Source organism: Saprospiraceae bacterium (assembly GCA_016719615.1).
In the GTDB taxonomy this organism is placed as follows: domain Bacteria; phylum Bacteroidota; class Bacteroidia; order Chitinophagales; family Saprospiraceae; genus Vicinibacter.
Window position 1 is genome coordinate 1,156,469 of the sequence record JADJYQ010000001.1, and the last position, 15,342, is coordinate 1,171,810.

At 37.9% G+C, this 15,342-nt stretch carries 10 protein-coding genes and 1 pseudogene; 5 read left to right on the plus strand and 6 right to left on the minus strand.

Annotation, left to right across the window (positions count from 1 at the left end; translation table 11 throughout):
* Positions 1-2: 2 nt before the first annotated feature.
* Entirely contained in the window at positions 3-1,235 is a 1,233-nt protein-coding gene (locus IPM92_04855) for a 2-oxo acid dehydrogenase subunit E2 (protein ID MBK9107713.1), read from the minus strand.
* A gap of 129 nt (positions 1,236-1,364) precedes the next feature.
* Between IPM92_04855 and recR the strand changes: the two genes are divergently transcribed.
* The 5 genes from recR to IPM92_04880 all read left to right on the plus strand — a co-directional run bounded on the left by recR (position 1,365) and on the right by IPM92_04880 (position 7,376).
* Positions 1,365-1,988, plus strand: a complete 624-nt coding sequence (gene recR / locus IPM92_04860; GenBank protein MBK9107714.1) for a recombination protein RecR — start codon at positions 1,365-1,367, stop codon at positions 1,986-1,988.
* On the plus strand, positions 1,985-3,922 hold the full coding sequence (locus tag IPM92_04865; protein MBK9107715.1) for a glycosyltransferase: 1,938 nt from the start codon (positions 1,985-1,987) through the stop codon (positions 3,920-3,922). Before recR ends, IPM92_04865 begins: the two co-directional genes overlap by 4 nt.
* Positions 3,923-5,116, plus strand: a complete 1,194-nt coding sequence (locus tag IPM92_04870) for an amidohydrolase (protein MBK9107716.1) — start codon at positions 3,923-3,925, stop codon at positions 5,114-5,116.
* Between the two features lie 172 nt (positions 5,117-5,288).
* Entirely contained in the window at positions 5,289-6,560 is a 1,272-nt protein-coding gene (locus IPM92_04875; GenBank protein ID MBK9107717.1) for a sigma-54-dependent Fis family transcriptional regulator, read from the plus strand.
* Positions 6,561-6,680: 120 nt separating this feature from the next.
* Entirely contained in the window at positions 6,681-7,376 is a 696-nt protein-coding gene (locus IPM92_04880; protein MBK9107718.1) for a TIGR00730 family Rossman fold protein, read from the plus strand.
* An 87-nt stretch (positions 7,377-7,463) separates the two neighbouring features.
* On the opposite strand, the gene IPM92_04885 is transcribed toward IPM92_04880, so the two are convergent.
* The 5 genes and pseudogenes from IPM92_04885 to IPM92_04905 all read right to left on the minus strand — a co-directional run bounded on the left by IPM92_04885 (position 7,464) and on the right by IPM92_04905 (position 15,278).
* The gene (locus tag IPM92_04885) at positions 7,464-9,323 is read right to left on the minus strand and encodes a hypothetical protein (GenBank protein MBK9107719.1); all 1,860 of its coding nucleotides are present in this window, start codon (positions 9,321-9,323) and stop codon (positions 7,464-7,466) included.
* Between the two features lie 37 nt (positions 9,324-9,360).
* A complete protein-coding gene (locus IPM92_04890; GenBank protein MBK9107720.1) occupies positions 9,361-10,863 on the minus strand; it encodes a choice-of-anchor B family protein in 1,503 nt (500 codons plus the stop codon).
* A gap of 2 nt (positions 10,864-10,865) precedes the next feature.
* A pseudogene (locus IPM92_04895) lies at positions 10,866-11,668 on the minus strand (SDR family oxidoreductase).
* A 67-nt stretch (positions 11,669-11,735) separates the two neighbouring features.
* Positions 11,736-13,394 carry a DNA repair protein RecN gene (recN, locus tag IPM92_04900; protein ID MBK9107721.1) on the minus strand — a complete coding sequence of 553 codons (1,659 nt, stop codon included), beginning with the start codon at positions 13,392-13,394 and terminating at the stop codon, positions 11,736-11,738.
* 9 nt (positions 13,395-13,403) lie between these two features.
* A complete protein-coding gene (locus IPM92_04905) occupies positions 13,404-15,278 on the minus strand; it encodes a tetratricopeptide repeat protein (GenBank protein MBK9107722.1) in 1,875 nt (624 codons plus the stop codon).
* Positions 15,279-15,342: the final 64 nt, after the last annotated feature.

Genomic DNA, 15,342 nt, shown 5'->3' on the forward strand with positions numbered 1-15,342 from the left:
AATCACAACAACATACTCACGGGTTGTTCGAGCAAGTTTTTCAAACTTTGTAAAAATTTAGCTCCGGTTGCTCCATCAACGGCGCGGTGATCGCAAGACAAAGTCATCTTCATGCGATGTGAAATGACCAGCTGGTCTTCTACAACGGCAGGTTTCTTCTGAATAGAGCCTACAGCAAGTATACATGCATCCGGTGGGTTGATGATTGCTGTAAAATGTTCAATATCAAACATGCCGAGATTTGAGATGGTGAACGTGTTTCCCTGCATTTCATCAAGGTTTAATTTGCGCTCTTTTGCACGTGTTGCTTTATCACCAATTTCTTCTTTGAGGCTTATCAGAGATTTCAAATCTGCATGTTTGACGACCGGAACGACCAAACCATCTTCAATGGCTACAGCCACTCCTATGTGTACATCACCATGATAAACCATTTTGTCGCCCATCCAGGAAACATTGACTCCGGGATTACTTTTAAGGGCCAATGCACAAGCTTTCACAATTAGATCATTGTAAGATATTTTTACAGGCGAGATTTCATTCAATTGATTTCTAGCCTGGACGCATGAATCCATATTTACTTCAGTCGTCAAATAGAAGTGCGGTGCTGTGAATTTACTCTCAGCTAATCTCCTTGCAATGGTCTTGCGCATTTGACTGAGTTCTACTTCTTTGTCGCCAATAGCAAACTGAGCCGAATTCTTTGAAATGGTGGAAGTTAAAGGTTTGAAATTTTCTACGTCTTTTTTGACAATCCGGCCATGATCTCCGCTACCAGTTAGTTGATTCAAAGGGATGCCCATTTCACGGGCGATACTTTTTGCTAATGGTGAGGCTTTAATGCGTTGGTCGGTTGTGGATGCAATTGATGCATGCTCCGATGGGGTCGCAAGCACAGAATTATTTGTAGCATCTGAAGATGAGCCTTGGTTTTTGGTTGCTGTTATTATTAAATCCGACGTGTTTTTTTTCGGATTTAATAAATGTTGAAATTCCTCATTGGCTTGTCCGACGATGGCAATAATGCCATCTACTGGTACTGGCCCTTGTTGTACAGCTATATGCAGAAGCGTACCTTCTTCAAAAGCCTCCAAATCCATGGTTGCTTTATCCGTTTCCACCTCAGCTAAAACATCTCCCGGTTTAACTTTGTCACCTACTTTTTTGTTCCAGCCTTTGATAAAACCTTCAGACATGGTATCAGAAAGCCTGGGCATTTTAATTACAGAAGCCATCGCACTAATTTTATGCAAAATTAAGTTATTCCCGTTTAATTATCTGATTGCGCATCGAAAGCCACATAATAGTTTAAAATGGACCGTTATCAGATACTTATGAATTATAAAAATGTATAATTTTAAGCCATGAATCAAATTTCGAAAATTCTAGATGAGGCCGTTTTGTCCTTAAGCGGATTACCGGGAATAGGGAAGAAGACCGCATTGAGATTGGTCTTGCACATGGCACAACAGGATAAGGAACGCACTAAAAATCTCGCGGCTTCAGTAAATTTGATTGCGACAGATTTGAAATTTTGCAGAAATTGCTTTGCTTATAGCGATTTCGAAATTTGTGCAATTTGCTCAAATCCGCATCGAAATTCAAGTTTTGTTTGTGTCGTTGAATCCGTTCGCGATTTATTTGCCATCGAAGAAACCCATAGCTTTAAAGGCCAATATCACGTATTGGGAGGGCTGATTTCTCCTTTAGATGGTATAGGACCTGACAAAATAAATATAGCAGCTTTATTCGAAAAAGTTAGGACCGGTCTGGTAAAGGAAATTATTCTGGCCATTCGCCCAAACATAGAAGGCGACACAACTGCCTATTATATTCATAAGAATATGCCTGATGTCAACGTTAAGTTATCAATGTTGGCTAGAGGTGTGTCATTCGGGTCGGAATTGGAATATGCAGATGAATTAACTTTGAGTCGATCTATAATGAATCGCACCCCTTATCAATTAACAGACAACACTAGCGGGTGAAACTCAGTATCGTAATTGTCAATTACAATGTGCGGCATTTTTTGGAGCAGTGTTTAAATTCCGTTTCCAAGGCAATCACCAACATTCAAGCCGAAATTATCGTTGTCGATAACGCATCAATGGACGATTCAGTTGAAATGGTCCTTGAAATGTTTCCATCGGTGAAATTAGTAGCCTCAAAAGAGAATTTAGGATTTTCAAAAGCTAATAATATAGGCGTAAGGCAAGCCACCGGGCAATATGTTTTGATTCTTAATCCTGATACGCTGGTTGAAGAAGATTGTCTGATCAAATGTTTAGATTTTTTTGAGAAGCACCCGGAGACAGGTGCCTTAGGTGTTAAAATGCTGGATGGTGCTGGACATTTTTTGCCAGAGTCCAAAAGAGGATTTCCAGGATTGTGGAATTCATTTTGTAAAATGTCAGGACTCTATAAACTTTTTCCTAAATCATCTTTATTCAATGCTTATTATTTGGGGCATTTAACCGAAGACAAAATTCAAAAAGTTGATGTGTTATCGGGAGCATTCATGATGATGAAAACGGAATTGTACAGACAATTGGAGGGTTTTGATGAAGCTTACTTTATGTATGGCGAAGACATTGATTTGTCTTATAGAATTCAAAAAGCCGGATACATAAACTATTATTTTCCGGAAACCACGATCCTGCATTTCAAAGGTGAAAGTACGCGCAAATCGAGTTTGAATTACCTCACCGCATTTTACAATGCGATGATCATTTTCTCTTTTAAACATATCACTGGCGGACAAAAAACGTTTTTTATCGTTTTTTTAAAAGCCCTTATTTGGGCCAAAGCACTGATGAGCGCTGTAAAGAGCAGCTTTATTCAACTTCGAATGGTGTTGATAGATGGGATTGCTTTGTGTTTGGGATTTCAATTTATCCGAAATGTTTGGTCAGAAGTTTATCATGGAAACTCAGATTATTTGGACAAATTACCGACCCTTATAAATACCGCATTGTTTATACTGATTTGGATTTCAAGCTTTTATTATCAGGGCGTTTATGAAAAAAAGTATACACTTAAAGATATCGTAATTGCTGCCATTTGGGGATTTTTTATAAATCTCATGTTGTATGCTATGCTGCCGGAGGAGTGGAGAGCTTCCAGGATGTTGTTGGTATTTTCTTTTTTTTATGTAATCGGCTATGCCATCATGAGCAGATTATTTTTAAATAAATTTATTAAAAACCAATGGACCATTGGCTCCGACCAGCCATTAAATGGTCTTGTCATAGGCGATGATTCGCAGTTTGAAAAAGCTAAAGTATTGATTCAATTTACCCGGAATAAAATTCAACTAATGCATAAAAATGTAGAGAACACATTGAACTTTACACCGGAAATGTGGGTTGATTTTATTCGCATAAATAATATCCATGAGATTATTTTATGCGAAAAAAACATGCCATGGAAGGAAATTCTTGGGTTTATCGCAAAGTTTAGAGGAAAAGCTGATTTTAAAATATTGACTTCCAGCGGAAGCGGAATCGTTGGGAGTTCTTCAAAAGATCAGCCCGGAGATATCTATTCATTTGAACTTGATTATCATCTATCGCAAAAAGTGTTTCAACGCCAGAAAAGATTGTTTGATGTATTGTTTGCATGTTTGCATTTGAGCTTTATTTGGATCCTCATTTTTTTATATAAGGATAAAAAACAATATTTGTTGAATATTTTTAAAGTCATAACAAATCAACGTAGCTGGGTATCTTATGACAGATTTAAAAAGATGGAACTAAATCTTCCGCCTTTGAAAGAAGGTATCTTACAGGTTTTCCAATTGAATTCACAACAATATATGCAAGAGATTGCGATTCAAATGGTCCACAATTATGCTTGGAATTATACAGTATGGATGGACCTGGATATTTGCTTAAAAGAATTTTTAAAACTGGACCAAAAATAAATGAGGACACAAATCATCCCAAAAATCAAAGAGCTTGCTTCACTTCTGCAAGATCAATTGGTAGAATGGAGAAACCATCTTCACCGCTGGCCCGAATTGTCATTTAAAGAACAAAAGACATCTGCTTTTATTCAGCAAATTTTAGATCAGTATGGTATTGTTTATAAGAGTGGATTTGCACAATATGGAATTGTAGGTACTTTGCATGGGCATCAAAATGAAAAACGCGTGATAGCCTTGCGTGCAGATATGGATGCGCTGCCTATTCAGGAAAAAAACAACTGTTCGTATAGTTCCCAAAATGAAGGCGTAATGCATGCCTGCGGTCACGATGTACATATGACTTGGTTATTGGGTGCATTGATTATTTTGCAGCAAATGAAAACCCAATGGGGTGGAACTGTTAAGTTTATTTTTCAACCCGGCGAAGAAAAATTACCTGGCGGGGCGTCTATAATGATCGCAGAAGGCGCACTTGAAAATCCGAGACCCGATGTTATAATAGGCCAGCATGTGCAGCCAGGAATGGATGTCGGAGTAGTAGGGCTGAAGGCTGGACAATTCATGGCATCTTGCGATGAATTGTATATTGATATTTTGGGGAAAGGCGGACATGCAGCTTTGGCGCATTTATGCATCGATCCCATCAAAATTGCTTCACAAGTTGTGATTGCACTTCAAAATCTGGTCGATGAAGAAAAAAAAGAAAACCAGCCAATCGTATTGAGTATCGGTAAAATAAACAGTCTCGGTGGTGCTACTAACGTGATTCCCGATCAAGTAAGATTGGAAGGAACTTTTCGGTGCTTGGATGAAAGTTTTCGTGAGCACATGCATAGCCGTATTCGCAAGGCCATCGAAAGTATTTGTGAAAAACACGGAGCATCTGCAAGCATTTTAATTGATTTGGGCTATCCTAGTCTGATCAATGATGAAAACAGCACAAATCAGGCGAAAACCTTTGCTATGCAATATTTAGGGCATGAAAATGTTGAGCATTTAGGTACAAGAATGACGTCTGAGGACTTTGCATATTACTCTCAAAAAGTTCCAGCGATCTTTTATCGGACCGGAATAGGTAAAGAGGTATCGGTACATAACCCAAATTTTGATATCGATGAACGATGTTTACCTGTAGGTGCTGGATTGATGGCCTACCTGGCAATGCAACTACAAGTGGACCTTCGCGATTGATTCACAGATGGATAAACATTTATTTTTTTGAATGTTTAGAAAAGTGGGTCTTTAGGTAAAAGTCAATTTGCAAATACATATAAAATAAATTACTAATTTGTAACTAGATATCAACCAGAGTATTATTTTTGTCTTTTAAACTACAAGGTTCAAATAGTAGATGACTTAATGCATGGCTAGAATTTTAATTGTCGATGATGAACAAGCCATACGAAGAGCACTAAAGGATATCCTTTTGCTCGAGAAGTATGAAGTAGAAGAGGCCGTGGATGGCCTTGATTGCCTGGTAAAGCTGAAGCAAAAAGAATTTGATGTCATTATCCTCGACATCAAAATGCCGAAGATGGACGGGATGGAAGCTCTCGATAAAATTGAGCAGTTGGCGCCGGATACTCCGGTAGTCATGATTAGTGGGCATGCAACTATTGATACAGCAGTTGAAGCAGTCAAAAAAGGAGCATTTGATTTTATATCCAAACCACCGGATCTCAACCGTTTGTTGATTACGATCCGAAATGCGATCGATAAATCTTCCCTGATCTCTGAAAAGAAAGTCCTTCAAAAGAAAGTTTCTAAAATAAAAGTTCAGGAAATTGTAGGTGAGTCTAAACAAATTCTGAAAGTGCGTGAGACCATTGATCTCGTGGCACCAACAGACGCACGGGTGTTAGTAACCGGACCCAATGGTACCGGAAAAGAATTGGTTGCCCGTTGGATCCATGAAAAAAGCAATCGCTCAGGAGGAAGTATAGTAGAGGTGAATTGTGCTGCTATTCCTTCAGAGTTAATAGAGAGCGAATTATTTGGACATGAGAAAGGTTCATTTACTTCAGCCATCAAACAACGCATCGGCAAATTCGAATTGGCGAATGGAGGTACTTTGTTTTTAGATGAAGTAGGAGATATGAGTTTGTCGGCACAAGCCAAAGTACTCCGTGCATTGCAGGAAAACAGGATCACCCGCGTTGGCGGTGACAAAGAAATACCCGTAGATGTTAGAGTCATTGCAGCTACCAACAAGGATTTGCGTGAGGAGATTGCCAGAGGCCGTTTCCGCGAAGACCTTTACCATCGTCTGGCAGTTATCATCGTGGAAGTACCATCACTCAACGACCGCAAAGATGATATTCCATTGCTGGTCGATTATTTTGTAGATCTGATCTGTTACGAATACGGAATGCCTGTTAAAAAAATTGACGATGCCGCCATTGAAGAACTAGAGAAATACAATTGGACAGGTAATATTCGAGAACTAAGAAACGTAGTCGAAAGATTGATCATTCTCTCTAAAAATAAAATAGGCAGAAAAGAAGTGTTGGATTATGTCATTCCGGCCAGTCAGCGAAGTTTCCGCTTCAGAGAATTGTTTGAGCAATTTGATAACTTACAAGAGCTCAACGATTTTATCAAAAAGGAGTTTAATGCGTTTAAAACGCCGGCTTGATTCCAAGTTGTAAACGGAAGCTAATTTCTCCCGCCCTTAATATTGCTTTTTTAATGTTATAGGAATGTATTCTCTAGTCCTTAGAATGCATATATTTATACTCATTAAATGAACGCCTAAATGAAAACACAGAAACAATGGTCTCAACTCAAAGGTGAAAACAGCTGGACGATGTTTAAAGTCCTAGCTGAATTTGTCAATGGATTTGAAACGATGAATAATATCGGACCATGTATTTCGATTTTTGGCTCTGCCCGGGTAAAAGAGGATCATCCGCACTACCAATTAGCCATGCGAATCGCTCAGGCCCTTGTCGATGAAGGATTTGGAGTCATCACTGGAGGGGGGCCCGGAATTATGGAAGCTGTCAATAAGGGTGCTTTTATCAATAAAGGGGTTTCGGTTGGCTTGAATATTCACTTGCCCTTTGAACAGTCTGAAAACGATTACATTGATCGTGATAAAAATTTACAACACAGATATTTTTTTGTTAGAAAAGTGATGTTTGTGAAATATTCGCAGGCATTTATTGCCATGCCCGGTGGATTTGGTACACTCGATGAATTATTTGAAGTTTTAACGCTAACACAAACCGGAAGAATTCACAAAGTACCGATCATTTTGGTCGGTAAATCTTTTTGGGCTCCGCTTAAAGATTGGATTCGGACGACCATGCTTGAAAATTACAATTATGTCAGCGAGGATGATTTGACATTGATGCCGGTTGTGGATACTCCTGAAGAGGTAGTAAAAGAAGTCTTGAGATTTTATGAGGAAGGTGCTGGTACTTCATTACGTCCTACTTTTGAGTTATAGCCCTGAAATACGCAGGTAACTTTGCGTTCTTCGTTCATTGCCTGGTAACGTCAGCAGATTTATTTTTATCAAATGAATTCATTGTTATCAATTCAAAAATCTCCACGAAATAGCCATTCTCAGCATAAAGTCGTAAATAGGGTAGCGGTGAATAAATTCTTTGCGTTGTTTTTCCCAAAATGAATCAATTTGATCCAAATCCAGTTTGAATTGAAAATCTTGTACGGTAAAATGTGCATAAGCACCTACTGAATAGATTGTTTGATTTGATTCACCCGAGGTTTGAAACAACTGGAGCAGAGGGAAATAAGCTGGCTTATTTGCATATCCTGCCAAATTGCAGCGGAGTCCCAATTTTGCAAAGACTTTGTTTTTAAATACTGTTGTAGCCAGTCCAAATTGACTTTCTAGCAACCAACCGGTAATGCCCAATGAATCTGGTGTCATTTTTTGATACTGGCCTTCTAATTTGAGTTGCCAGATCCCGGGATTCGATTCGATGCCAGCCTGTATTTCAAATAATTTGGCGTCGTTTAGTTCTGAAATCATGGCATTCCTGCCTAAATAAAAATATTGGTCGTAGCGTTTGAATTCCAGTCTAAGAAATGGCTTTAAGGGTGATTCCATTTTTACATTTAGTCTGAATCCACTTGTGGAAAAATCTGAATGTGATATACCGGATGTAATGGCAATGCTGTCATTTAAATAAATAGTTTCGTATACGTTGGGTATGGGTTTTTGCAAATGGTATAAACTCAAATTTCCGCTAAGTCCTTTATAGTTTTTAAATATTCCGGTAATGTTTAAATCGGGGTAAGATTTATTACTTGCCAGCCAATAATTGAGCTCGCTTTTTACTTCGGATTTTGAATCTATTAAATAATGATGTTTAGCGCCCAATTTAAAGACGGTTCTTGAACGATCTGATGATCCAGTTTTAAAGTTTTGCCATTCGTATTGAAAATTTCCATAAATCTGTTGCTTTGATGTCGAATACAAATTTAAAACCAGCTGGTTGGTCCAATAATCTTCTTCAATATTGAGCCTAATGCTGCTATCAATATTGTATGCAAAATAAAGTGAATCACTAGGTCTGTTATCAGTATCTGTGTAGTCTGATTCAAAACGACCAAGTGAACTCCTGATTTGTAGTCTGGAAAAAGGAAGTGTTGTGTCTTTTCTAAGCCGAATCAAATGATGGCTTTGAAGATTTCGATTGGATGACTCTGTAAATGCTAAAAGATTATTTACCGGTACAGATTCCCTTACCGAAAATTGAGAAATTTGTAAAAATGTATCAGAACTAATTCCCCAATGATGTTCCAGGTAATGACCTTCAGTTGTAAAGACTAAATTTGTTTGATAGGATTTTGATTTGGATGCAAAATTTAAACCTGTTGTAAATAAGGTATTGCGTTGTTTTTCATGAGTATAAATACCTTTGTAAATCTGTCGGTCATAGGAAAAATTCCAGGTAATGTTATTTCTGAAGGCAGATGCAAAAATAAGGCTGATGTCAAAATTGTCCTGAAATCCTGCTTGCGAATTACTTAATGCCCGCCATCTGTTCGTTTGAACTTCGGAATAAGCTTGATTGGGTAATGTAAAAACATAATTTTCCGGAAAAGCTTTCAAATTGGACATGCTGTTTTGTCCATGTTGATAAAACCTGCTGTTCGCAGATTGATCAAAATTTTCAAGTCGAATGGTATAAGCGTTGGATAATGCAAGCCCCCAATTATTTAATCTTGGTAATAATGAAATTTGCGTATCGATCTCCATCAAATGTTCAGGATCCTGCGCACTAAAAGAAAACAAACTCAATTTTACAGTTTTGATACTATCAACAGCAGAAACTTTCAAGCTGTCGATAATTTGCTGACCGTATGCATTGCATAAAATAAGCTGAAATAAGCATATGAATATGATTTGCTTGCTGCAATTCATTTTGCTAAGATATGCAACAGATAAACGAGCGATTGATTTATTCTTTGATAAAGGTTTGTCTGAACAATACCTGTTGTTTAGTATAAATAACGAATACATACATTCCTGGCATTATCCGATCTATAGCTACTTCCATTTTTGTTGTAGTGAAGGTTCCAGTTTGGATGGGTAGTCCGGTCAATGATAAAATAGCATACGTTTCTGCAACCATGCTTTCAGGCAGTGAAATCTTCAAATTCTCATCTGCCGGAATTGGATAAACTTGCAATCCTTTATTTTCTAAATTATCGTGGGTTGATACCTTAAGGCAATTGTAAACTGAATTGCAAAGCTTTTCAATTCCTTCTACCACAAATAATCCATTCTGCATATCTGCAATGACAATATTCCCAGAAGGAAGATATGGGTAATTACCCCAAGAACCCTTGTAATTTCTATTATTTGGCAACACTGAAGTGGGGTAGTAATATTCGAGTTTCGGTTCTTGTGGATCAATGATGTTATAAACTTGCAGTCCATCATAATAGTAAGACACATAAGCGTAATCACAACTAACCAATGGGTTATGTGGAATGGCGACCGAAGTATCTTTGTTGGCATATAGCAAGGAGACTACTTGTGCATTGCTAATGTCGTTGAGGTCATATATTTTCAAAGGGAGCCCGTGATTTTCATCCGCCATTACATAAGTTTTTCCATCTGGTGTTAGCCAACCGGAATGGTTGTATCCTGAATGGGGGTATTCATTGGGTTTGGCCGTAAAAATGGCTTTCGGATCGGTGGCATCGCTAAAATCCATGATGGCGAAACCGTCATTCCCGCAGTTCAGGTAAACCGTATCATTTCTTGCAAATGCATCGTGAATATGAGAAGCCGTAATATCTCCGAATCTGTTGTAATGTCCTACAAACTTTGGTTTCGCCGGATCCGAAAGATCGTAAAGACCCAGCGCTTTGAATCCTGCTACACCTGATTCTGCACAAGTATACAATCTTGCTTTTGGAACATCTAAATAAATATTGTGGACTCTTGTCATAAACTCTCTTGAATCATATACGACAAAAGCGGTATCTGGCAAATTCGAGAAGTCGATGATCTGAAGCGAACTATTACCTTCATCGCATACCGCGTACAACATGCAATTGTAATCGTCATAGTCTCGATGAATAACCCCATCTCCATTAAAAGCACCCGGAAATCTATATCGTTCAAATGGCTTTGTTGGGTCTGTGATATCAATAAAATGAGTACCAGCAGTCGATCCAATGATAGCATATTCATGGCCATTGACTGCAAGGCCCCATGCTTCATTGAAGGCATTGTCATAAGCCGCTGAGCCTACAATGCTGCTATCCCTCCAATGCCCAAGCAGTTTCATTTTTTGAGCCTGTGCGTGGATATTGGCAACTAAAGCAATAAAAAGTATAAAGAGAAAAATTAGACATTTCTGGATTATAAATTTTAAATAACTCAAGTTCGTTGATTTTGACCTTTTAACTCCTAACTCTTGACAATTGACTCTTGTAAATAATCCCGGCATTTTCATAAGTTTAATACGGCTGGATTCATTCCCATATGAGAAAACCCACCATCGTGATATAAATTTTGCATGGTGACCATTTTGGTCAGGTCTGAAAACATGACAACGCAATAATCGCCACAAGCATCAGCGGATGCATTTCCCAATGGACTCATTTTATCTGCATATTCAAAAATTCTTTAAATCCTTTGACACCCGAACCGGCAGTTGTCCAGGTCGGTGATTGCGAAATCGTATTCACTCTGACTTTTTTCAAAGTGCCGAAATGATAACCAAAACTTCGGGCAAATGATTCAAGTAAAGCTTTTGATTCTGCCATTTCTCCATAATCAGGAAACACTCTTTGTGCTGCAATATAGGTCAACGCGAGTATTGACCCCCAATCTGCTACTGCATCCAGTTTTAAAGCTGATTGCATGAGTTTATGAAATGAAATGGATGAAATGTCGAAGGTCTTTTGCATAAAATCATAGTTAGAGTCCGTGTAAGGTTTTCCTTTTCTAACGTTTAATGACATGCCTATAGAATGTAATATGAAATCTATTTTACCTCCCAGGACCTCCATACTCTGCGTCAGTAGTTTTTCGAGATCTTCAACAGAAGTCGCATCTGCGCCAATGAGTTCTGCATTTAATTTGTTTGAGAGCTCCTGAATTTTTCCCATACGTAGTGCAACCGGAGCATTGGTCAGTGTGATTCGCGCGCCCTGTTCAACGCATTTTTCGGCTACATGCCATGCGATCGACTGTTCGTCTAATGCGCCAAAGATGATGCCGCGTTTTCCGGCTAAAAGATTATTTGACATAATGTAAATGTTTTCAGTGCAAAAATAGAAAGCAAACTCATTCCTTTTTGGTTATTTTCAAGAGGTTTCATTGATCCTTTAAATGCAGCAATTCGGATGCGTTGTTAATGGCTGCTTTAGTTGGGGGTTCACCACTTAGCATTTTTGCAAGTTCAACGATCCTTTCCTTTTCATCAAGGGGTCTTATTTTTGTTTCACTTGACTGATCTTGATGTTGTTTGTATACATAATAATGCGATGCTGCTCTCGATGCGACTTGTGGTGAATGTGTTATACATATGACTTGTTGTTGCATCGCAATACTTTTTAAAATTGTACCCATTTGCAATGCAATTTGTCCAGACACCCCGGTATCAATTTCATCAAATACCAAACAACTTGTATCGTTTTTGCTGGCCATAAGTGCTTTGATAGCGAGGTTAAATCTTGCCAATTCACCTCCGGAACTCTGATCTTTTAATGACTTTAGTACATTGCCTTTATTTGCAGAAAATAAGAATTCAACAAGATCAGAACCTGATTCAGTTAATGGCTGGTCCTGTATCATTTGAATTTCAAAACGCGCGAACTCCATTCCTAGTTTTTGCAACAAGGCAATGGTTTTTGATTGCAATTCTTTGATGATTTTTTTGCGACTAACACTTAGTTGCGATGATATAACTTGCAGAGATTTTTGAAGTATTGAAATTTCTTTATTGATATCTTGGAGTTTTTCATCAGAATGTTCCATAAGATCCAGTTTGGAATTTATTTGATCCAGCAACGCGATTAATTCATGGTCTGTATTCAAACGATGCTTTTTGAGTAAACTATTGAGCAAATCCAATCTTTGATTTAATTGAACAATGCGTTCCGGATTTGCTTCCGAGTGATCTGCAATTTGTTCCAATTCACGTGCAATATCTTCAAGATCTAGTTTAACATTTTCCAGACGCTGGAACAAATTTTTAAGCTGGTCGTTTAATAAAATCTGCCGGATCAAACCTAAACAAGTTTGCAATTTGTCAACTATTCCATTGTCTGTGTTGATGGCTTCACTGATCTGAATACTAAAGGCGTTTAAATCTTCTGCCTTAGTCGCTAAATTTAATTCCTGCTCGAGTTGTGTAATTTCTCCTTCCTTTAATTGCGCCTGTTCCAATTCGTTTAATTGGAAGGATAAAAATTCTTTTTCACGGATAGTTTCTTGTATTTGCCGCTCTAATTCTTTTTGTTCTCTTAATTTTTCAATAAGTTGTTTGTATTGTATTTGGTAGTCTGCAAGCAATTGCGTATTACCGGCATATGTATCGATAACTTCCAATTGAAATTTGCGGTCGTAAAAATCAAGGTGATCAAATTGCTGGTGTATGACCAGTAAGTAATTTCCGATTTGTTCGAGTTCAGACAATAATTTGGGACTGTCATTTACAAAGCATCTTGATTTTCCGGTAGGATAAATTTCGCGGCGCAATATAATTTCTTCAGACTCGTCGAGATCAAATTCCTGAATCAGTTTATTGCGCAAAGCATCAGGACAGCTGAAACTGGCTTCTACAATACATTTTATTTCAGGAACTCTGATAACTTTTGAATCTGACCTTTCGCCGGTAGCCAATTGTAAAGCACCTATGATAATTGATTTTCCTGCTCCCGTTTCTCCTGTAATAGTTGTAAGGCCTTTATTCCACGAAATTGTCAACTCATCGATGAGTGCATAATTTTTAATAAATAGTGTTTTCAGCATCTTCTTTGGTTAACGTATAGATTCGCCCATTTGCTGTGCTTTGTTCAAATCCTGATCAGCAAGTTGTGTTTTGCCGAGTATCTGATATGTTCTTCCTCTTTCGAGATAAAACAGACCAACATTAGGTTTTAAGCGAATGGCTTTGGAATAATATTCAAGCGCTTTCTCAAATTGATTGATAGCCCGGTAACATCTTGCTCCTTCATACCATAAATCGGCATTGCTGGCATCATATTTTAAATAGCGATCAATATCCGCTGCTGCCAAATCGTATTGCCCTCTTTGGTTATAGAGGATGGAGCGATTTAAATATCCTGTTTTCCAATTGGGATCGACACTTAATCCTTTATTGATGTCTGCAAAAGCTTCTTCCGTTCTTCCAAGTTTGGCTTTAGCTGCGCCTCTGTTTACATAATATTCTGCGATAGGATTCAAACTTATGGCTTTATCATAATCCAGTAATGCTTTTTCATCTTCATTGCGCTGAAAGAATAATTTTGCCCTGCTATTATAGGTAGCGTGTCCGGCTTTGTATTTAATTGCATTACTATAATCTTGAAGTGCTAAATCAAATTTTTTCTGGTCTCTGTAAAAATTAGCCCTGTTATTATAAGGAAGGGGTGTGTTTTTATAGTATTGAAGTACGTGAGTCCAAAGTGTGCCTGAGTCTTTCCAGATTTTAGTTTGCTTATAGGCTAAAAATGAAAATACCATTAAATAGGTTATGCAGGCTGATAAAATGGCTGTGATATATTCTGGTTTTTTTTCGGACCAAGTTTGTGCTAAATAGGCGAATAGAAAAAACAATCCCATGTAGGCAATGTAAGTAAATCTGTCTGCAAGATATCCTTGTCCGGCGCCCAGGATCTGCAACAGAAAAACGATGTTTACAAAAAAGAAACTAAATCCGAAAACAACTGCTTTCTTTTCTTTTTTGAATGCATACCAAATGTATGCCAGCAATGATAAAACTATTGGCATCGAAATATAATGCCATAGACTCAATGATTCAGGATAAGGATAAAGGGGCGACATCCTGAACGGAATCAAACACTTTATGAGATAGATCAACAAACTAAAACTACCAATAAACAGCCTTGAGAATCCCGTATGCACTGCTTCATTCGTTTCCAATGAGCCCTGATCCTTCAAAAAGATGATGCCTAGTATTCCAAATGCCAATGCTCCCAAAAAGAAATGCCATTTTTCAAAAACCAGCTTCATTTGAATCGGTCTGTTTTTCCAATAATCAATAGCCAGCATTGTCAGAGGTAAACTCACCATTTGGATTTTTGCAAACAGGCCCAATACAAATAAAATAAATATCAAAATAGCTCTGGTGGATTTATATTCTTCGAGATTTTTTAAGTATAGCCAAATAGCTGAGCTGAAGAATAAGCCATATAAAACATCCTTTCGTTCCGTAAGCCAGGTGACCGATTCGACGCGAAGCGGATGTAGCGCGAAAAAGGCAGTTGCCAAAAGAGCAAACCTCATTTGCAAACCTAATTTACTAAATATTAAAAATGAAAAAAATACACAAAGCAGATGTAATAAAACATTATTGAAATGCATCACTTTGGGATCCATTCCAAAAAATTTGTGCTCCAACGCAAAGCTCAAAATACTGAGGGGATTATAGTTACCTATTACATTTTGAGTAAAAATGCCTACGACATCAAATTCCTTGACCAGTATATTTTCATAGACATTGCGGTCATCATCCCAATTTACGAAATCACACTTGAGTGACGGACTAAATATCAGAAAGGTAAACGCAAGTAAAATATAAAGGTATCGCAACCCCGGGATGCTTTCATTCTGGGTCTGTATTTTGACAGGCTCAGCTTGGTTTGGTTTGTTTTTTTTTGCTTTTTGACCCATATGGCAGATCCTAAGTTACAAAGGTAAAAGGAAGTTGCTGAATACAGGAATTCCATAATAGTAT